Genomic DNA, 20,506 nt, shown 5'->3' with positions numbered 1-20,506 from the left:
GCCGAGTTGCTGGGCAGCGCGGACTGGGCGAGCCACCCCGGCAAGATACCCCTGGCCCTCGGCAAGGACATCGCGGGCGGCCCGGTGATCGCCGACCTAGCGCGCATGCCGCATCTGTTGATCGCCGGCACCACCGGCTCCGGCAAGTCGGTCGCCATCAACACCATGATTCTGAGCCTGGTGTACCGGCTGCGGCCGGACCAGTGCCGGCTGATCATGGTCGATCCGAAGATGCTCGAACTCTCGGTCTATGACGGCATCCCACATCTGCTGACGCCGGTCGTCACCGATCCGAAGAAGGCCGTGGTCGCGCTGAAATGGGCGGTGCGCGAGATGGAAGAGCGCTACAAGCGCATGGCCAAGCTCGGTGTCCGCAATATCGATGGCTACAACCAGCGCCTGCTCGAAGCCAAGGGCAAGGGCGAGGAACTGACGCGTACCGTTCACACCGGCTTCGACAAGGAGACCGGCAAGGCGATCTACGAGGAAGAGAAGCTCGACCTCGAGCCGTTGCCCTACATCGTCATCATCGTCGACGAAATGGCCGACCTGATGATGGTCGCCGGCAAGGACATCGAAGGCGCGGTACAGCGTCTGGCGCAGATGGCGCGCGCCGCCGGCCTGCATGTGATCCTGGCGACGCAACGCCCCTCGGTCGATGTCATCACCGGCACCATCAAGGCGAACTTCCCGACCCGTATCTCGTTTCAGGTGACGTCGAAGATCGACAGCCGCACCATCCTGGGCGAGATGGGCGCGGAACAGCTGCTGGGTCGCGGCGACATGCTTTATATGGCGGGTGGCGGGCGCATCAGCCGCGTCCACGGCCCGTTCGTGTCCGACGAGGAAGTCGAAAAGGTGGTCCGGCATCTCAAGAGCCAGGGCCAGCCGGAATATCTCGAAGCGGTGACCGCGGAAGAGCCGACCGAGGAAGAAGGTGGCGCGGTATTCGATGCCACCGGCATGGGTGCCGAAGGTGGCGGCGCCAGCGACCTGTTCTCGCAGGCCGTGGCGATCGTGAAGCGCGATCGCAAGGCCTCGACCAGCTACATCCAGCGCCGGTTGCAGATTGGCTACAACAAGGCGGCCTCGCTGATGGAGCGGATGGAGAACGAAGGCATCGTCGGGCAGCCGAACCACGCCGGCAAGCGCGAGATCCTGATCGAAGAAGAAGAAAGCGGCTTTTGAAGCGCCTGACCCCGTCGAACGACTATCTGGCCGGGGAGTCGCGAAATCGCCACAGCGCCGGGGTAGCGCGGACCTCTATCTCGCCGCCGGCGCGAAATGCCGCTGACCGCGGCGCAAAAGCGATACCTATTTTGGCGCAAAACGCGGTAAAATGGGCCTTGACCGCCGAACAGGACGACGCCTTGATGAGACGCGCGAACCATTTCGCCGATACCCGGCCTTCGACGCCCGGCCGTGCGCGTATCGGTGCCACGGGCCTTGCCGTGGTGTTTGCCGCGAGCCTGCTGGTTCCGACGGCCTTCGCGCAAGCCATCCCGTTACCGCGGCCGGCGCCGAAGGCGCGTAGCGGCAACATGCAGATGTCGGCGTCGGATACGCAGCTTCGACCGCAGGGCAACATCACCGCGACCCCCTCTTCCGCGGCGCCGAATCCGGTGATCCCAGACCCGCGCCGCAATGTTCCCGCGAGCATCTTCGCGACATTCGATGCCAACCAGAAACTGCAGGCCAGCAAGGTCAGCGCCTATCTGTCCTCGCTGAGCACCCTCACCGGTAATTTCGTCCAGGTTGGCCCTGATGGCAGCCGGACCAAGGGCGATTTCTATATCCAGAAGCCCGGCAAGGTGCGTTTTGAATATGACGCACCAACCACGATTGCGATGATCGCCGATGGCTCCTCGCTGGCCGTGCGCGATAACAAGCTGGCCACCCAGGACATCTACCCGCTGTCGCAGACGCCGCTGCGTTATCTGCTGTCTGACCGGATCGATCTGATGCGCGACACCAATGTGGTCGCCGTTACCGCCGACGAACTCTACATCTCCGTCACCATCGAGGAGAAGAACGCGCTGGTCGGCACCAGCCGGCTGATGCTCATGATCGGCGCCAAGGACAACCAGCTGAAGCAGTGGACGGTCACCGATCCGCAAGGCTATGACACGACCGTGGCGATCTACAATCTGGATACGTCAAGGAAGCTCGACCCCGGAATGTTCAAGATCGACTTCACCAAATATCCCGGTGGCAGCGCGAACTAGCAACGCTCTTTCTTCCCTTCTCCCCTTGTGGGAGAAGGTGGCGCGGACGAAGTCCGCGCCGGATAGAGGTTACCACGCACGCAGCTTGGGGCGCCCTTACCCGTCTCGACCGCCCGTGCGAAGCAAAGCTTCGCTAGAGCTGTCGATCCACCCTCTCCCATAAGGGAGGAGGGGAAGAAACGCTTCGCCCGGATCGCCAATGCACTTCAAACTCACGACCTGGAATATCAACTCGGTGCGGTTGCGTATCGATCTCGTGGCCAGATTTCTCGAAGAGACGCAGCCCGACGTACTGTGCCTGCAGGAGACCAAGACGCCGGACGACGCTTTCCCGCTGAAACGTCTCAAGCAGCTCGGCTACGAGCATATCGCGATCCACGGCCAGAAGGGCTATCACGGCGTCGCCATCATTTCGAAACTGCCATTCGATTCGAGTGATGTCCGGGTGTTCTGCGACAATGTCGACTCGCGCCACATCTCGGTGGCGTTCGGCGCAGCGGCCGGGATGGCGACGCCGCTGATCGTGCATAATTTCTACGTCCCCGCCGGCGGCGACGTCGCCGACCCGATCGCAAATCCGAAATTCGCGCACAAACTATTGTTTCTCGATGAAATGAAGGCCTGTGAACCGCTGCATCCGCGCGGCGATGCGCGCCATATCCTGGTCGGCGACCTCAACGTCGCGCCGCATGAAAATGACGTGTGGTCGCACAAGCAATTGATCAAGGTCGTTTCGCACACGCCGATCGAGTGCGAGAAGTTGCTCGCCGTGCAAAGCGAGGGCGGCTGGATCGACGTCGCACGCGAACGTATTCCGCTGTCGGAAAAGATCTACACATGGTGGAGCTATCGCGCCGCCGACTGGACACTGGCCAATCGCGGCCGCCGGCTGGATCACATCTGGGTGTCGACCGCGCTGAAGGAATCGATCCGCGACTTCATCGTGACCCGCGACGCGCGCGGCTGGGAACGCCCCTCGGACCACGTGCCCGTAACGACCGTGCTGGAACTGTAGTTCGCCGCATCCTGGTCATCCCGGGTTAGTGCGCTGCCGACCCGGATGACGTCGAACTACAAACTCAGTTTTGAGCCGACCAGCGCCACATCGCTGGCGAGCTGGCTGACCCGGGCCGCCATGTCGTCGCGCAGGCGGCGGGCCGCCGCCGGATCACTGTCGAGGACGCGTTGAAACATGCCGCGCGTGATGCGAATGACCGTGGATAATTCCATCGCTGTCCCTGTCGATGGCCTCGGCATTGGCACCAGCAGCGCCAGTTCTCCGATCAGCGTGCCAGGGCCGGCGATCACCTCGTAATCGCTGCCGTCATCGCCGTTGATCCGAAACGCGCCGCGTTGAACGATGTAGCCGCAATCGGCGTCTTCGCCGAACCGGCACAGCACCGAACCGCGCGCGAATTCCTGCTGCTCCGACCCGATCGCCAGCACGCGCAACGCGGCGGTGCCCAACAGGCGCAATGTCGGGACGCGCTCGAGCAAGGCAACATCATCATCGATCGACATGCGGGACCAAGGGATCGTGACGCGGGAACAAAACCGCTCCGCCAGCGGCGAATCGGCCGTGGAACCGTATCACGGCACCAGCTTGTAGCCACCGGCTTCCGTTACCAGTATCTCGGGATTAGCGGCATCCTTCTCGACCTTCTGGCGCAGCCGGTAGATGTGGGTCTCCAGCGTATGGGTTGTGACCCCGGAATTGTAGCCCCAGACTTCCTGTAACAGCGTCTCGCGCGATACCGACAGCTGCCCGGCCCGGTAGAGGAAACGCAGGATCGCGGTTTCCTTTTCGGTGAGCCGGACTTTCTTCGCATTGGCGCCGGTCAGCATCTTTGAGCCGGGGCGGAAACTGTAGGGGCCGACGGTGAAGACGGCGTCTTCGGAGGCCTCGTGCTGGCGCAGCTGCGCGCGGATGCGTGCCAGCAGAACCGCGAAACGGAAGGGTTTGGCGACATAGTCGTTGGCGCCGGATTCCAGACCCAGAATGGTATCGGAGTCGGTATCATGCCCGGTCAGCATGATGATCGGCGCCTTGAACCCGCTCTTGCGCAGGCTGCGCACCACTTCGCGGCCATCGGTGTCGGGCAGCCCGACATCCATCAAGACCAGATCCGGCGAATTCGCCTTCGCCGCCAGTGCGCCCTTGGCGCCGGTATCGACTGCGGAGGCTTCAAATTCTTCATGCAGGGACAATTGCTCGACCAGCGCCTCGCGCAGATCGGTGTCGTCATCCACGATCAGAATTTTGCGGGCATTGGGCATTGCGACAATCCTTTGGACGGCGATTGCGGGGGGAAGCAGGCCGTCGAGCTGAATGGTATTCGCCATAACGCGTGTGGGATTTGAGATCACGCGTAGTGTAACGCAAAAACAGCTGTGTTTTCGGCTATTGTAGTTTGCAGTGCGGAATAGATCATTTGCAGTGAACAGCGCAAGGCGGAGTCCGCGATAAGCATGGGAAGTCTCGGTATTTCAGACACTTATCAAACAAGCTTGCGTGATCGACCAGTGTCGGTGATCCGGATACGTGCGTCGGCCGGGGATCGGCTGCGGGGATGGTTGATAGCCGACCAGCACCCCATACCGGTCGCGCTTGGTCGCGGCGGAATCAAGGCGGACAAGCGCGAAGGCGACGGCGGGACCCCGCGGGGCACGTTTCGCCCGCTGCGGCTGTGGTGGCGGGCGGACCGAAATCCCCGGCCCCGCACGCAGCTTCCGGTCCGCTCGATCACATCCTTGGACGGCTGGTGCGAAGACCCCGATGACCGCCATTACAACCAGCCAGTCCGGCTGGGTGCGGGAATAGACGCGGACCGGCTGCGCCGTGACGACCACCTCTACGATTTCATCATCGAGATCGACCACAATACCCGGCCACGGATCGCCGGTCGCGGCAGCGCCGTGTTCCTGCATCTGGCACGCCCCAATTTTGCCCCGACGGCCGGTTGCGTCGCAATGACCCAACCGGCGATGCTGCGATTGCTGGCGCGTATCGGACCGCGGACGAAGATCGTGATTGGGTAGAACGGCGCTCAGCGCCGTCCGAAAATCGCCGAGCCAACCCGCACATGGGTGGCGCCGAACTGGATGGCGATGGCGAAGTCCGCGCTCATGCCCATCGACAGTCCCGTCAACCCGTTCCGCGCGGCAATTTTGGCGGTCAGGGCAAAATGCGGCGCCGGCGCATCATCGACCGGCGGAATGCACATCAAGCCGGAGATCGTCAGCCCATAGGTCTCGCGGCACCGGGCGATGAAATCATCGGCGTCGCCAGGCGCCACCCCCGCTTTTTGCGGTTCCTCGCCGGTGTTGAGCTGCACGAACAGCTCGGGTGACCGGTTCTGCGAAACCATTTCCTTGCTTAACGCTTCGCAAATGCTGGGGCGGTCGACCGAGTGGATGGCGTTAAACAATGCCACCGCTTCCCGGGCCTTGTTGGACTGCAATGGTCCGATCAGATGCAGCGCAATCGCGGGTTGAGCCGCGATCAGCGCCGGCCATTTGGATTTCGCCTCCTGAACCCGGTTTTCGCCGAATGCGCGCTGGCCAGCAAGGATAACAGGCTGGATGGCGTCTGCCTCGAAGGTCTTGGAGACGGCAATCAGCGTCACGGAATCGCGGTCCCGACGCGCCTCGTTGCAAGCACGGAACACATCATACTCGACCGCGGCCAGTCCATCCGTCGGTAAAGAAGGCGTTAATCCCGCGGGATTCTGCGCTGCATTATTTTCAACCAAGGCGCGAACTTTCGTCATGTCAGTCAAAGTTTATCGAATCCGGGAAAGGGTTTTTGAACCCTTTGGACTACGTATGTAGGCGGGGTTCAGGGGTTAAAGATGTCACGCATCCGCTTCAACCGCAACAAAGCCAGACTGATGGGATTGCTCGGCATCCGTGCAAGGCTTGTCCTTCTCGCCCTTATCCTGGTCGGGCCGTTGATGGCCGAACGCATCCGCTCGCTGGAATATTCGCGGTCACAACAGGTCGAGCTCGCCGCCCGCGATTTCGCCAGCGTTGCCGAACACAGCTCGAACGCCCAGCGCGAAGTGTTCGCGTCCGTGGAAGCGGTGCTGAAGTCGTCGGCCTACATCTATACATCCGCCGCCCATGTCGACCGCAGCTGCGCCATCATGCGCGCCAGCCTGCGCGGCGATATGCCCTGGATCCGGAGCCTGACGGTGGCTGCCAGGGACGGCACGGCGATGTGCTCGACATGGCCCGAAGCGGTCGAGAGCGGGCTGAATTTCGGCAACCGACCCTATTTCAGGAAGGCGCTTGAAAGCGGCGAATTCGTCGTCAGCGACTATCTGTTCAGCCGCATGACCAACCAGCCGACGGTAATGGCGGCCTATCTCGCCCCGGGTATCAACAATGCCGACGACGCGGTGATCCTGGCCGCGATCAATCTCGGCTGGATTTCCAGGATCATGAGCAATCTGGGCAACCGGCCCGGCGTATCGGCCGTGCTGGTTGATCCCGCAGGAACCGTGCTCGCGGCGCCGCCCGGGCAGACCGCCATGATCGGGCGGTTGATCGACGACCCTGCGATACTGCGGGCCATCGCGGCGCATGCGGCCAATTCCGATCGCCTGGCCGGGTCACTGTCCTTCGCGGCCAGTGACGGCAGCCCGCGTATGATTTCCTACGCCGCCATTTCCGGCACCGGCGCGCAGCTGTTGGTGAGCATCGACGAGGCGCGCGTGGCTGCGTCAGCGGATCGCGATATCCGCACCGCTTATCTGCAGCTCCGCTTTCTCTGCCTGTTCGCGCTGCTTGGCGCGCTGGTGGTGGCGGAGCGCCTGATCATCAAGCCGATCGAGATGATGGCGACGATGGCGCAACATTTCGGTCGCGGCGACTGGTCGGCGCGGATGGCGCGCAACCGTCTGCCCGCCGAGTTCATTCCGCTGGCCAAGGCGTTTTACGGCATGGCCGCACGGTTGCGAGGTCGCGAGCGCGAGCTGCGCGCCAGCAATGAGCAGCTAACCGTGCTGGCCTCGATCGACATGCTGTCCGGCCTCGCCAACCGCCGGGGCTTCCAGAGCCGGCTCGATTTCGAATGGCTGAAGGCCCAGCAATCCGGCGAGGGCCTGACGCTGCTGATGATCGATGTCGACCACTTCAAGATGTTCAACGACACCTACGGCCATCCGGCGGGCGACGTCTGTCTGGCACGGGTCGGAGAGGCGCTGGCAGATCTCGCCACCCGGAATGCCGGTTTCGCCGGCCGCTACGGCGGCGAGGAGTTCTGCCTGTTGTTGCCGAACGCCGAGGCCGCGCGGGCGATGCAGGTCGGCGAGCTGGTTCGGGATGCCATCTGGAGTCTCGCAATACCGCACGCCACCAGCGCCTACCAGCAGGTGACGGCGAGTATCGGCGTGGCCGTGGTGACGCCGGCCGAACTCGAACAGTCGAGGGACTTGATCGAGGCCGCCGATGCCGCGCTGTATGCCGCCAAACGGCGCGGCCGCAACATGGTGATCGAGCACGGCTTTGTCCGAGCGTTCGGGACCTCGATGGTGTCGTTGACGGGGTGAAATCGCGATGCCGCGGCAGCGGTGGCCAACCGCAGCCCGGAAATGACCCCGACCAGACCCGGAGTCCGTAGTCGCACCCGGCAGGCTCGGACACGGCAAGCGCGTCCGGGAATGACGCTCCGGACCCGCAAACCATTGACCCCGTGCACTCTTTCGTGGCCTAGTCGCGCGCCTTAAGCCCCGGAACAGACTGCCAAATCGCATGATCAACGAACGCTACAACGCCCGCGAGACCGAACCGCGCTGGCAGCGCCAGTGGGATGAGCTGGCGATTTTCGCCACCAAGAATTCCGATCCCCGGCCGAAATATTACGTGCTCGAGATGTTCCCGTATCCGTCGGGCCGCATCCATATGGGCCATGTCCGCAACTATACCATGGGCGATGTGGTGGCGCGCTTCCAGCGCGCGCAGGGCAAGAACGTGCTGCACCCGATGGGCTGGGACGCCTTTGGCATGCCCGCGGAAAACGCCGCGATGGCCAACAAGGTGCATCCCAAGACCTGGACCTACGAAAACATCGCTTCGATGAAGAAGCAGCTGAAATCGATGGGCCTGTCGCTGGACTGGGCGCGTGAATTCGCGACCTGCGACCCCGCTTATTACAAGCATCAGCAGCGCATGTTCCTCGACTTCCTGGCGGCGGGACTGGTCGAGCGCAAGCAGTCGAAGGTGAACTGGGATCCGGTCGACATGACCGTGCTCGCCAATGAGCAGGTGATCGATGGCCGCGGCTGGCGTTCCGGCGCCGAGGTCGAGCAGCGCGAGTTGACGCAGTGGTTCTTCAAGATCAGCAAATATTCCGACGAACTGTTGTCGGCGCTGGATACGCTGGACCGCTGGCCCGACAAGGTCCGCACCATGCAGCGCAACTGGATCGGCAAGTCGGAAGGGTTGCGTTTCGATTTCGGTCTGGTCGGCGCGCCCACTGGATTCGACACGCTGCCGGTGTTCACCACCCGGCCCGACACCATGTACGGCCCGACCTTCGCGGCGATCTCGCCCGATCACCCGCTGGCTAAAGCGTTGGCGGAGAGCAATCCCGAGGTCGCGGCGTTCAACGAAAAATGCCGCCACATGGGCACCTCGCAGGCCGAGATCGATACCGCGGAAAAACTCGGCTTCGACACCGGCATCAAGGTCACGCATCCGGCGGACGCCTCCTGGACACTGCCGCTGTACATCGCCAATTTCGTGCTGATGGATTACGGCACCGGCGCCATCATCGGCTGCCCGGCGCATGACCAGCGCGATCTCGACTTCGCCCGCAAATATGATTTGCCCGTGCTCGACGTGTTCGTGCCGGTCGGCAGCGACGAGCGCGTTCAGGACATCGCCTTCGTGCCTGGCAAGACTGACACCGTGCAATATGTCCGCTGGGTCGGCGAGCCCGGCGTGATGACCTGCGAAGAAGCCATGAAGCAGTCGCTCGAGATTTTCGTGCGCGACGGCTGGGGCAAGCGCGAGATCAACTTCCGCCTGCGCGACTGGGGCATTTCGCGGCAGCGCTACTGGGGCTGCCCGATCCCGATCATCCATTGCGAGGTCTGCGGTACCGTCCCGGTGCCGATCAAGAACCTGCCGGTCGAGCTGCCGGAGGATATCGAGTTCGATCGCCCCGGCAATCCGCTCGATCGTCATGCGGCGTGGAAGCATGTGCCCTGCCCGCAATGCGGCGCACCGGCGCGGCGCGAAACCGACACCATGGACACCTTCGTCGACTCGTCATGGTATTTTTCGCGCTTCACCGACCCGTGGAACGTCGACGCGCCGACCACGCCGGACGTGGTCAACCGGATGATGCCGGTAGACCAGTATATTGGCGGCGTCGAGCATGCGATCCTGCATTTGCTGTACAGCCGCTTCTTCACCCGGGCGATGAAGGCGACCGGCCACGTCGATTTCGACGAGCCGTTCGCCGGCATGTTCACCCAGGGCATGGTGGTGCACGAGACCTACAGGAAAGAAGACGGCACCTTTGCTTCGCCGGCTGAAATCAACATTGTTGGCGACGGCGATGGCCGCCGCGCGACCATGCTGGACGACGGTTCGGCGGTCGCGATCGGCGCCATCGAGAAGATGTCGAAATCGAAGCGCAACACGGTCGATCCCGACGACATCATGGGCACCTACGGTGCCGACACCGCGCGCTGGTTCATGCTGTCGGATTCGCCGCCGGACCGCGACGTGATCTGGAGCGAGGAAGGCGTCAAGGGCGCTTCGCGATTCGTGCAGCGGCTGTGGCGGCAGGTCAACGAATCAGCCGAGCACGGCAAGACGGCGCCCGCTTCACGACCCGCCGGGTTTGGCGCCGACGCGCTGGCTTTGCGCAAGGCCAGCCATGGCGCGCTCGCGAAAGTGTCCAGCGAGATCGAGAAGCTGCATTTCAACGTCTGCCTCGCCCACATTCGCGAATTTTCCAACGCGCTGGGTGAAGCACTGGCGCGTCCGGGCACACCGACACCCGACATGTGCTGGGCGTTGCACGAGGCCTCGATTATCCTGGTGCAGCTGTTCGCGCCAATGATGCCGCATCTGGCGGAGGAATGCTGGGGCGTGCTCGGTCAGAACGGCATGGTTTCGGAGGCGCATTGGCCGCAAATCGAGCCCAATTTGCTGGTTGAAGACACCATGACGCTTCCGGTGCAGGTCAATGGCAAGAAGCGCGGAGAAGTCACAGTCGCCAGAGATGCGCCAAATTCGGAAATTGAGGCTGCCGTTTTGGCACTCGATACAGTAAAACAGGCCCTGGACGGCAAGCCCGTCCGCAAGTTGATTATTGTGCCGCAAAGGATCGTGAATGTCGTCGGCTAGGTCTCGCGCCAGCTCTTGGGCCACCTCTCGGGTTAGCCCGCGCATCGTCGCCCGGCTGTTCGCCGTCGCCGCCCTTGCGGCGCTGACCGCCGGCTGCTTCCAGCCGATGTATGCCGAGCGCAGCGATGGCGCGCCCGGCCTGCGCGAAAAGCTGGCCGGCGTCGAAGTGCCCCCGCTCGCCTACCCCAGCGCCTCGCCGCAGGCCCGCGTCGGCGTCGCGATTCGCAACGCGCTGATGTTCAAGATGTATGGCAGCGCCACCGGCCTGCCACCGACCTACCGGCTGATGCTGCGCTTCAACCCGAGCCGCACCTCGCTGATCGTCGATCCCAACACCGCGCTGCCGACATCCGAGAATTACGGCATCGACGCCACCTACGGGCTGATCGAGATCGCCACCGGCAAGCAGGTCTTGATCGGCAACACCTTCGCGCGTGTCACCTACGACATTCCGGGCTTCCAGCGCTTCGCCCGCGCCCGCGCCTATCGCGACGCCGAGGACCGCGCCGCCGCCGAGATCGCCGAGAACATCAACACCCGGCTGGCGTCGTTCTTCTTCTCCGGCACCTGAGCGACCTCGCGTGGTCGCCCTTCGCGGAAAAGACATTGACGCTTTCCTCGCCCGGCCTGATGCCGGGCGGCCCATCATCCTGCTCTACGGCGCCGATGCCGGACTGGTTCGCGAGCGCGCCGACGCGCTGGTGAAATCCGCCGTCGACGACCCCAACGACCCGTTCTCGATGGTGCGGATGGATGGCGACGAGCTCGCCGCGGAACCGTCGCGGCTGGTCGAGGAAGCCATGACCATCCCGATGTTCGGCGGACGCCGCGCGATTCGCGTCCGCGCCGGCTCGAAGAGCTTTGCCAGCGGCATCGATACGCTGGCCGCATCCGCCCTCAAGGATTGCCGGATCATCATCGAGGCCGGCGAGCTGCGGCCGGAATCGCCGCTGCGCAAGGCCTGCGAGCGCGCCAAGACGGCGGTGGCGATTGCCTGCTATCCGGACGGCGAGCGCGACCTTGCCCGGCTGATGGATGAGGAATTGCGGGCCTCCAACCTGCGGATCGCCCCGGATGCGCGGGCGTCGCTGATGGCGCTGCTTGGCGGCGACCGCCAGGCCTCGCGCAATGAGCTGCGCAAGCTGACGCTGTACGCGCATGGCACGGGCGAAGTCACGCTCGACGATGTGATGGCGGTGGTCGCCGACGCGTCCGAATTGAAGATCGACCCGATCGTCGATGGCGCCTTCGCCGGCAATGCCGCGGCGGTCGAGACCGAATTCACCAAGGCGATGGTCGCCGGCACCTATCCCGGCATGATCATGATGGCCGCGCAGCGCCAGGCCGCGCTGCTGCACAAGGCCAGCCTCGCGGTAGCCGACGGCGTGCCCGCCTCCGCGGCGGTGGAAAGCGGGTTTCTGCGGCTGCATTTTTCCCGCAAGGGCGCGGTGGAAGCGGCGTTGCGAAATTTCTCGACGGCACGGCTGACGGCGGTGATCGAGCAGCTCGCGGTCGCAGCGCTCGACGTGCGCAAGCAGAACGTGCTCGGCCCGGTCATCGCGCAGCGCGCGCTGATGGCGATTGCCGTCAATGCGAGACGAAGGGGCTAGACTCGTGTCCCGGACGGGCAGCGGCATCCTTCATGCCGCTGCCCGTCCGGGATCCCGGTAACTTCCTTACAAACCGGGACCCCGGATCTGCGGCGCACCACGTCGCTACGCGACGTATTGGGCAGCGTCCGGGGAACGGTTGGTACTACAAATCCATTTCCAGCTTCTTGATGATTTCGTCGAGCTGATCGAGATCACGGTACTTGATCTGCACCACGCCGCCGGGATCGCGGTGCTCGACAACAACCTTGAGGCCGAGCGCGTCGCTGACGCGCTTTTCCAGCGCGATCGTGTCGGCGTCCTTTGCCGCCTTGGCGGAGGCGCCGGCACGCGGCTTCTGCGGCGCCCGTTCCGGGACGCCCTCTTCATGGGCCAGCGCCTCGGTCTGCCGCACGTTGAGACCTTCGGCGACGATTCGCTTGGCAGCCGCGGAGGGGTCCGGCAGGCTGATCAGCGCGCGGGCATGGCCGTTCGACAATTGCCCCGACGAGATCAGCCCCTGCACGTCGTCCGGCAGTTTCGACAGCCGCATCATGTTGGCGACATGGCTGCGGCTCTTGCCGACGATCTTGGCGATCTCTTCCTGGCTGCGTTTGAAGGCGGTGGCGAGCGCGTGATAGCCCTGCGCTTCCTCGATGGCGTTGAGGTCCTCGCGCTGCACGTTCTCGATGATGGCGATTTCCATGGCGTCGCTATCGCTGACATCGATCGGCACGATCGGCACTTCGTGCAGGCCGGCGATCTGCGACGCACGCCAGCGGCGTTCGCCGGCGATGATCTCGAAGCGATCATGGGTGCCCTTCACCGGCCGCACCACGATCGGCTGGATCACGCCGTGCTGCCGGATCGAGTCGGCAAGTTCGCCGAGCTCGGCATCCGAAAAGGTCCGGCGCGGATTGCGCGGATTGGCCTTGAGGAATTCGATCGGCACCTTGCGCTGCGCGCGTGGTCGCTCGACCTGGGCGGCCTCGCCCCCCATGTCGCCGATCAGACTTGCCAGCCCCCGGCCCAATCGCGAACGTGCTTCATCGGCCATGACCATCTCCCTCGAACTCACTCGCGATACGCCGCGTCGGATATTTATGTCGGATCGACTCGCTCACTGGCATCGATCGTCATTGCGAGGAGCCCTTGCGACGAAGCAATCCCGTCTTGCCCTATGGCCTTCTGGATTGCCGCGTCGCTTCGCTCCTCGCAATGACGATTGCGAGGGCATTCAATGCCCGCTGCGCAGCTCGCGCTCGCGCTGGATCACTTCGGTGGCCAGTTTGAGATAGGCCTCGGAGCCAGCGCATTTCAGGTCGTAGACCAGCACCGGCTTGCCATAGCTCGGCGCTTCCGAGATCCGCACATTGCGCGGGATCATGGTCTCATAGACCTTGCTGCCCATGAACTGGCGGACGTCGGCGACGACCTGGTTCGACAGATTGTTGCGGGCATCGAACATCGTCAGCACGATGCCGTGGATCGACAGGTTCGGGTTCAGCGTCGAGCGCACCTGCTCCACCGTCTGCAGCAATTGCGACAGGCCTTCGAGCGCGAAGAATTCACACTGCAGCGGCACCAGGATCGCATCCGCCGCGGCCATCGCATTCACCGTCAGCAAATTGAGCGACGGCGGGCAATCGATCAGCACATAGGTGTAGTCGGTGTCCGGCGCGATATTGGTGTTGAGCTCGGCCAGCGCGTTGCGCAGCCGGAAGGCGCGGTCGCGGGTGGCGCCGAGTTCGAGTTCGAGGCCGGACAGATCCATGGTCGAGGCGGCGATATGAAGCCGCGGCACGGCGGTGACGACCACCGCGTCGCGCATCGGCGCCTCGCCGATCAACACGTCATAGGTCGAGCAATTGCGGTGGCGGCGATCGATGCCGAGCCCGGTGGACGCGTTGCCCTGCGGATCGAGATCGACGATCAGCACGCGCTCGCCGATCGCCGCCAGCGCGGTGCCAAGGTTGATCGCGGTGGTGGTCTTGCCGACGCCGCCCTTCTGGTTGGCGAGCGCCAGAATTCGCGGATGGCCGCTGAGCGCTCCGGTCACATCCTGAAAATGTTCGTCAATGACGGTCATGCGCGTGGGCCATGGGTTGAAGGAGCAGGTGCTGGGGCGGACTGGTCCTGTCGCTCGATCGTATCGAGCTCGACAATCCAGCCTTGTCCGCCGGTAAGGCTGGCGTGAAGGCGCGGCTTTAGCTTCCAATATCTGGTAGCTTCGGTCAATTCTGCATCTACATCTTGACCCTTAAGGAACAAGGCTTTTGTTCCTGTCTTCATCAAGGGTTCTGCAAAACCGATAAGCTGGTGTAGCGGAGCCACCGCGCGGGCAGTGATACAATCGATCCCCGCCGGATATCTTTCCACGCTATCCCCAATGTCGGCGAGATGCACGGTCCCTGCCGCTTGCGTTACCCGCACGGCTTCGCGCAGGAAGGCCGCCTTCTTGGCATTGCGCTCGACCAGATGCACATGGCCGCCATCGATCTCCGCCAGCGCGCAGGCCAGCACCACCCCGGGGAAGCCGCCGCCGCTGCCGAAGTCCAGCCAGACCTTCGCTGACGGCGCCAGGCTCATCAACTGCAGCGAGTCGGAAATATGCCGGGTCCACAAATTGGGCAGCGTGGACGGCGAGATCAGATTGGTCTTGGCCTGCCACTGCACGAACAGCTCGACATAGCGATCCAGCCGCGCTTCTGTTTCACGTGAAACAGGCGTCAGCTTCAGCGCGGCCGCCTTGTCGCCATCGAGGCTGGGCGCGGGGGCAGGTTTTTGCGAGCGTTGGGCCATGGGAATCTGCAATTGAATGCGATGACGAAGTCATACGCCGATCTATGAATTTTATCCATGATTCGCTTCTCGCAAATGTCAGATCAGCGACCACCTGGCGCGTGATGACCTATAGATGAACCAGTGTCCCATCCGCCGTCATTGCGAGTTCGGCACCGGCCTTTTTTGGCCGATCCTGAGACATGAAAGATAGGGTTCGTGTCCCGGACGCGGTGCGGCATCCTTATGCCGCTCCGCAGAGCCGGGACCGCGTCAGGCGACCGCGTTTCTGGCGGTCCCGGCTCCGCGGCGCATGACACCTCCTGCGGAGGCGCATTGCGCCGCGTCCGGGACAAGTGCCCTTTCTTCCTAGAAGCGAAGCGACGCGGCAATCCAGAGCCACAAGCTCGGCGAGAAATGGATTGCTTCGTCGCGAGGGCTCCTCGCAATGACGGGGCTATTCGGCAATTTCGGGATTCCGGGTCTGCATTCAGCCGGCTTAGCGGTCCGATAGCATCCCGGCATGACACGCTGTTTCACGTGAAACGAATCAGCTCGCCACAGCCCGGTTCGGCTTGCGGGCTTCGCGTCTGATGTAGGCCGCCAAGATCGCCAGCGCCGCCGGCGTGATGCCGTCGAGACGACCCGCCTGCCCGACCGTTCGCGGCCGCGCCTTGCCCAGCCTGACGCGGGCTTCATTGGAAAGCCCCGGCACAATGTCAAAATCGATATCGGTCAGGATCAAACCCTCGTCGCGTCGAAAGGCGTCGAGGTCCGCGGTCTGGCGCTTCAGATAGACATCATATTTGGCGTCGATCTCGATATGCTTGGCGATGGCTGGATCAATGACCGACAGCTCCGGCCAGATCGCTGCGATCTCCGACCAGCCGATCTCCGGATAGGCCAGAAGCTCAAAGGCGGTGCGGCGCTGGCCATCATGGTTCAGCGACAGGCCATGCTTGCCGGCTTCGTTCGGGGTGATCGACAGCGCGCGCGCCATCGCCTTACCGGTTTCCAGCGCGGCCATTTTGGAGCGATGGCGGCCGGCGCGGGCCGCGCCGACACAGCCCAGTGCCAGGCCCTTGTCGGTCAACCGCTGGTCGGCATTGTCGGCGCGCAGGGTCAGACGATATTCGGCCCGCGAGGTAAACATCCGGTAGGGCTCGGTGATCCCCTTGGTGACGAGATCGTCGATCATCACGCCGAGATAGCCATCGGCGCGATCGAACACGATCATCTCGCCGCTACTGGCCGCCAGCGCCGCGTTCAGCCCGGCGACCACGCCCTGCGCCGCTGCCTCTTCATAGCCGGTGGTGCCGTTGATCTGCCCGGCCAGGAACAGGCCCGGCATTCGCCTGGCCTGCAGCGTCGGATCGAGTTCGCGCGGATCGACGTGGTCGTATTCGATCGCATAGCCCGGCCGGATCATCCTGACCTGTTCGAGCCCCGGAATGGTCGCCAGGATCGCGAGCTGCACCCCTTCCGGCAACGAGGTCGAAATACCGTTGGGATAGACCGTGTTGTCATCGAGGCCTTCCGGCTCGAGAAAGATCTGGTGGCCATCGCGGTCGCCGAAGCGGACGATCTTGTCCTCGATCGACGGGCAATAGCGCGGCCCGGAGCTCTTGATCTGGCCGGAATACATCGGCGAGCGATGCACATTGGCGCGGATGACGTCGTGCGTCGCCGGGGTGGTGCGGGTGATGCCGCATTCGATCTGCCGCACCGTGATCCGGTCGGTCATCACCGAGAACGGCTCCGGCGGATTGTCGCCAGGCTGCATCTCGACCGCGCCCCAGTCGATGGTGGTGCCATCGAGCCGCGGCGGCGTCCCGGTCTTGAGCCGGCCCAGGGTAAAACCCACCCGCTCGAACGAGTTCGACAGTCCAAGCGCCGGCGCCTCATCGACCCGGCCAGCAGGCCAGCTCGTCTCACCGAGACGGATCAGCCCGCGCAAAAAGGTGCCGGTGGTGATGACCACGGAGCCCGCCGACAATTCGCGGCCATCGCCAAGCCGGATGCCGGTCACCCGGCCATGGGCCGTCAACAGATCGTCGGCCTCGGCTTCGATCACCGTGAGATTCTCAGTGGCGACAATCGCGGCCTGCATCGCAGCGGCGTAGAGCTTGCGATCCGCCTGGGTACGCGGGCCGCGAACCGCCGGACCCTTTTTGAGGTTCAGCATCCTGAACTGGATGCCGGACGCATCCGCCACCTGCCCCATCAAACCGTCCAGCGCGTCGACCTCGCGGACCAGATGTCCCTTGCCCAGCCCGCCGATCGCCGGATTGCACGACATCGCCCCGATGGTGGCAAATCGGTGGGTCACCAGCGCGGTGCGGGCGCCCATGCGGGCTGCGGCCGATGCGGCTTCGCAGCCGGCATGGCCTCCCCCGATAACAATCACGTCGAATGCAGTTTTCATGATCCGCAAGGTTTAGCGTGGCGCGACAAAGCCGGGAAGTCAGAATTTTGCGAGTGTTTCACGTGAAACATTCGAATTCCACCGGGCATCTGTTTCACGTGAAACAGACCGGCTCACTTCCCTATGCAGAAATCCCTGAAGATGACGTCAAGAACATCCTCGACATCGACCCGGCCCAGCAACTGACCCAACCGAAGCGCCGCGACCCGCAAATCTTCCGCGATCAGTTCCGATTGCTCCGGCAACTCAACTGCGCGACCCAGCGCGTCGGCGGTCTCGCGCAACAATTCGCGGTGGCGGACCCGGCTGATCAGCGAGCTCTCATCGGCAAAATGCGCGGCAGCAAACCCGGCCAGCGCCGAGATCAGCTCTGGCACGCCGTTGCCGTTTGCCGCCGAGATCGAATGACACGGAAAGCCGGTGGCGGATCGACTGGCGCCGGGATCGACGCCGTCATCGACCTTGTTGCGGACTACCCAGAAGCCGTCCTTCGTCTCGGCCATCCAGTCGCGAAGTCCCTGCTCGCCATCACCTCCGGCTTGGGCATCGACCAGCCAGAGCCGCAGATCCGCTTCCGCCGCCCGGGTCCTGGCACGACGCACCCCCTCCTGCTCCACCGGATCGATTGCCTCGCGCAGCCCGGCGGTATCGATCACCGTGACCGGATAGCCATCGAGGTCGAGGTGCAGTTCGATGATGTCACGGGTGGTGCCGGCATGCGGCGACACGATCGCCACTTCGCGCCGTGCCAACGCATTGATGAGCGTGGACTTGCCCACATTCGGAGGCCCGGTGATCGCGACCACCAACCCGTCGCGGAGCCGTTCGCTGCGCCCCTCCACGGCAAGAACCTTCTCGATCTCGCGCAACAGCACCCGGATCCGTGCCAGCGCTGGCTCGATCAGTTCGGCGGGCACATCGCCCTCGTCGGAGAAATCGATGCCGGCCTCGATCAGGGCCGAGGCCTCGATGATCTGCCGGCGCCAGTCCCGCGCATGATCGCCGAGCAGGCCGTTCAACTGGCGCAACGCCTGGCGGCGCTGTCGCTCGGTGTCGGCGTGGATCAGATCGTCGAGACCTTCGGCTTCGGTGAGGTCGAGCTTGCCGTTCTCGAAACCGCGCCGGGTGAACTCGCCGGCTTCGGCGGCCCGGACATTTTCAAATTTGGACAGGGTGGCGACCAGGGCTGCGAGCACCGCGCGTCCACCATGGATGTGAAATTCGGCGACGTCCTCGCCGGTCGCACTGGCCGGTGCGGGAAACCACAGCGTCACCGCATCGTCGATCGGCTCTCCGGCGGCGTCGGCAAGCAGCGCGCGTGTCGCGATCCGTGGACGCAGCGGCTTGTTGGTCAGCGCTGAGAGAACGTCACCGGCTCGCGGTCCCGAGACGCGCACGATGGCAATGGCGGTCGGCGGTCGGCCGGATGACAGCGCGAAAATGGTCTGGTCGCGTGGATGCATTGTTTGTCGTGCTGCTCTTTTTTCCTTGCCTCTCCCCTTGTGGGAGAGGGTGGATCGACCGAGAAGCGGTCGAGACGGGTGAGGGGTGTCGCGCGCTCGGAACCTCGCGGCTACCCCTCATCCGTCTTCGCTTCGCGAAGCCACCTTCTCCCACAAGGGGAGAAGGAAGAAGACAGGCCCTTCTCAGTCACTGCCGTTTCGCGTTAAATGACGAATGACGCCGCGTGGCATGATTGAGCGCCACTTTCCTGAAAACAGAGCCAAATTGCCGCCTTTCGCGAGAGATCCCAGATGAAACCTATCGATGCCCACGGTTTGAAGATCGCTCCCGTCCTGTTTGACTTCATCGCCAAGGAAGCCACCCCCGGAACCGGCATCGAGCCGGACGCGTTCTGGGCCGGTCTTGCCGGGATCGTTGGGGATCTTGGGCCGAAGAACCGCGAATTGCTGAAATTCCGCGATACGCTGCAGGACAGGATCGACGCCTGGCATCGTGCCAACAAGGGCGCCTTCGACATGGAAGCCTATACCGCGTTCCTGAAGGAGATCGGCTACCTCCTCCCGGAGCCCGCCACCAAACCCGTCGAGACCGCCAATGTCGATATCGAGATCGGCCAGATCTGCGGGCCGCAGCTGGTGGTGCCGCTGACCAATGCGCGTTATGCGCTGAACGCCGCCAATGCCCGCTGGGGCTCGCTATATGACGCGTTGTATGGCACCGACGCGGTCGCGCATGAGCCGACCGACGGTGGCAAGGGCTATAACAAGCCACGCGGCGACCGGGTGATTGCGAAGGCCAAAGCCTTCCTCGACCAGGCCGTGCCGCTGGCCACCGGCAGCCATACCGACGTCACCGCCTACAGCATCATCGCCGGCCAGCTCTCGGTGAAGCTGAAGAGCGGCAACATGACCGCGCTGAAGCATGAATCGCAGCTTGCCGGCTATCTCGGCGATTTCGCCGCGCCGAATTCGGTGCTGCTGGTCAATAACGGCCTGCACATCGAAGTGGTGATCGACCGCGCCCACATCATCGGCAAGGATGATTCCGCCGGCGTCGCCGACATGATCATCGAATCCGCCGTCTCCACCATTCTCGACATGGAAGACAGCGTCGCCACCGTGGACGCCGACGACAAGGTGCTGGTCTATCGCAACATCCTCGGTCTGATGAACGGCACGCTGTCGGCCGATTTCGAGAAGGGCGGCAAGACGCTGACCCGCGCGCTCAACCCCGACCGCACCTACAAGACCGTCGCGGGCAATGAGCTGACCTTGCACGGCCGCAGCCTGCTGCTGATGCGCGCCGTCGGCCATCACATGTTCACCGACGCGGTGCTGGACTCAGCCGGCGAGGAAATTCCCGAGGGCCTGCTCGATGCCGCCGTCGCCGGCCTGCTGGCGATCCACGATCTGAAGTCCACCGGCCTGCGCAACAGCCGAACCGGCTCGGCCTATATCGTCAAGCCGAAGATGCACGGTCCCGACGAAGTGGCGCTGACCTGCGAGACCTTCGCGCAGGTCGAAAAAATGCTGTCGCTGCCGGTCAACACCATCAAGGTCGGCATCATGGACGAGGAACGCCGCACCACGATCAACCTCGCTGCCTGCATCCACGCGGCGCGCGAGCGCGTGGCGTTCATCAACACCGGCTTCCTCGAC

At 63.6% G+C, this 20,506-nt stretch carries 17 protein-coding genes; 9 read left to right on the top strand and 8 right to left on the bottom strand.

All coding sequences use genetic code 11. The features are described 5' to 3' along the window. The 3 genes from Q0S16_RS23620 to Q0S16_RS23610 all read left to right on the top strand — a co-directional run. Positions 1 to 1,188 (top strand): FtsK/SpoIIIE domain-containing protein (locus Q0S16_RS23620; RefSeq protein ID WP_295853977.1); only part of this gene is annotated, 1,188 nt, incomplete at its 5' end. A gap of 185 nt (positions 1,189 to 1,373) precedes the next feature. Beyond that, positions 1,374 to 2,225 carry an outer membrane lipoprotein carrier protein LolA gene (locus Q0S16_RS23615; RefSeq protein ID WP_295853974.1) on the top strand — a complete coding sequence of 284 codons (852 nt, stop codon included), beginning with the start codon at positions 1,374 to 1,376 and terminating at the stop codon, positions 2,223 to 2,225. 199 nt (positions 2,226 to 2,424) lie between these two features. Continuing rightward, positions 2,425 to 3,240 carry an exodeoxyribonuclease III gene (locus Q0S16_RS23610; RefSeq protein WP_295853971.1) on the top strand — a complete coding sequence of 272 codons (816 nt, stop codon included), beginning with the start codon at positions 2,425 to 2,427 and terminating at the stop codon, positions 3,238 to 3,240. A 56-nt stretch (positions 3,241 to 3,296) separates the two neighbouring features. Here Q0S16_RS23610 and Q0S16_RS23605 read toward each other — a convergent pair whose 3' ends face one another. Both Q0S16_RS23605 and Q0S16_RS23600 read right to left on the bottom strand, forming a co-directional pair. Next, on the bottom strand, positions 3,297 to 3,746 hold the full coding sequence (locus tag Q0S16_RS23605) for a Crp/Fnr family transcriptional regulator (RefSeq protein WP_295853968.1): 450 nt from the start codon (positions 3,744 to 3,746) through the stop codon (positions 3,297 to 3,299). A gap of 69 nt (positions 3,747 to 3,815) precedes the next feature. After that, positions 3,816 to 4,502, bottom strand: a complete 687-nt coding sequence (locus tag Q0S16_RS23600) for a response regulator transcription factor (protein ID WP_295853966.1) — start codon at positions 4,500 to 4,502, stop codon at positions 3,816 to 3,818. Positions 4,503 to 4,694: 192 nt separating this feature from the next. Here Q0S16_RS23600 and Q0S16_RS23595 point away from each other — a divergent pair, with 192 nt between their 5' ends. Further along, the gene (locus Q0S16_RS23595) at positions 4,695 to 5,264 is read left to right on the top strand and encodes a L,D-transpeptidase family protein (RefSeq protein ID WP_295853962.1); all 570 of its coding nucleotides are present in this window, start codon (positions 4,695 to 4,697) and stop codon (positions 5,262 to 5,264) included. A gap of 8 nt (positions 5,265 to 5,272) precedes the next feature. Here Q0S16_RS23595 and Q0S16_RS23590 read toward each other — a convergent pair whose 3' ends face one another. Further along, the gene (locus Q0S16_RS23590) at positions 5,273 to 5,914 is read right to left on the bottom strand and encodes a YggS family pyridoxal phosphate-dependent enzyme (RefSeq protein ID WP_295853981.1); all 642 of its coding nucleotides are present in this window, start codon (positions 5,912 to 5,914) and stop codon (positions 5,273 to 5,275) included. A 162-nt stretch (positions 5,915 to 6,076) separates the two neighbouring features. Between Q0S16_RS23590 and Q0S16_RS23585 the strand changes: the two genes are divergently transcribed. The 4 genes from Q0S16_RS23585 to holA all read left to right on the top strand — a co-directional run bounded on the left by Q0S16_RS23585 (position 6,077) and on the right by holA (position 12,199). Continuing rightward, complete coding sequence (locus Q0S16_RS23585) at positions 6,077 to 7,777, top strand: diguanylate cyclase (protein ID WP_295853960.1); 1,701 nt, start codon at positions 6,077 to 6,079, stop codon at positions 7,775 to 7,777. Between the two features lie 202 nt (positions 7,778 to 7,979). Further along, positions 7,980 to 10,589: a leucine--tRNA ligase gene (leuS, locus tag Q0S16_RS23580; RefSeq protein ID WP_295853957.1), complete on the top strand. Its 2,610-nt coding sequence runs from the start codon at positions 7,980 to 7,982 to the stop codon at positions 10,587 to 10,589. Continuing rightward, a complete protein-coding gene (locus Q0S16_RS23575) occupies positions 10,576 to 11,160 on the top strand; it encodes an LPS assembly lipoprotein LptE (protein ID WP_295853954.1) in 585 nt (194 codons plus the stop codon). The genes leuS and Q0S16_RS23575 overlap by 14 nt, the downstream gene beginning before the upstream one ends. 10 nt (positions 11,161 to 11,170) lie before the next feature. Continuing rightward, the gene (gene holA, locus Q0S16_RS23570; protein WP_295853951.1) at positions 11,171 to 12,199 is read left to right on the top strand and encodes a DNA polymerase III subunit delta; all 1,029 of its coding nucleotides are present in this window, start codon (positions 11,171 to 11,173) and stop codon (positions 12,197 to 12,199) included. 145 nt (positions 12,200 to 12,344) lie between these two features. Here the strand turns inward: holA and Q0S16_RS23565 are convergent, their stop codons facing one another. The 5 genes from Q0S16_RS23565 to mnmE all read right to left on the bottom strand — a co-directional run bounded on the left by Q0S16_RS23565 (position 12,345) and on the right by mnmE (position 18,847). Then, positions 12,345 to 13,235, bottom strand: coding sequence for a ParB/RepB/Spo0J family partition protein (locus Q0S16_RS23565; protein WP_295853948.1), 891 nt, complete (start codon positions 13,233 to 13,235; stop codon positions 12,345 to 12,347). Positions 13,236 to 13,415: 180 nt separating this feature from the next. Further along, entirely contained in the window at positions 13,416 to 14,267 is an 852-nt protein-coding gene (locus Q0S16_RS23560; RefSeq protein WP_295853945.1) for a ParA family protein, read from the bottom strand. Further along, positions 14,264 to 14,980, bottom strand: a complete 717-nt coding sequence (rsmG, locus tag Q0S16_RS23555; RefSeq protein WP_295853943.1) for a 16S rRNA (guanine(527)-N(7))-methyltransferase RsmG — start codon at positions 14,978 to 14,980, stop codon at positions 14,264 to 14,266. The genes Q0S16_RS23560 and rsmG overlap by 4 nt, the downstream gene beginning before the upstream one ends. A 529-nt stretch (positions 14,981 to 15,509) precedes the next feature. After that, positions 15,510 to 17,384, bottom strand: a complete 1,875-nt coding sequence (gene mnmG / locus Q0S16_RS23550; protein ID WP_295853940.1) for a tRNA uridine-5-carboxymethylaminomethyl(34) synthesis enzyme MnmG — start codon at positions 17,382 to 17,384, stop codon at positions 15,510 to 15,512. 113 nt (positions 17,385 to 17,497) lie between these two features. Then, the gene (gene mnmE, locus Q0S16_RS23545) at positions 17,498 to 18,847 is read right to left on the bottom strand and encodes a tRNA uridine-5-carboxymethylaminomethyl(34) synthesis GTPase MnmE (protein ID WP_295853936.1); all 1,350 of its coding nucleotides are present in this window, start codon (positions 18,845 to 18,847) and stop codon (positions 17,498 to 17,500) included. A gap of 291 nt (positions 18,848 to 19,138) precedes the next feature. Between mnmE and Q0S16_RS23540 the strand changes: the two genes are divergently transcribed. Then, positions 19,139 to 20,506: malate synthase G (locus Q0S16_RS23540; protein WP_295853934.1), on the top strand; the 1,368-nt coding region annotated here is incomplete at its 3' end.

It is taken from the genome of Tardiphaga sp., from assembly GCF_025356345.1.
Taxonomy (GTDB): domain Bacteria; phylum Pseudomonadota; class Alphaproteobacteria; order Rhizobiales; family Xanthobacteraceae; genus Tardiphaga.
The sequence above is the reverse complement of the archived record's forward strand: the minus strand, read 5'-3'. Positions and strand labels throughout refer to the sequence as shown.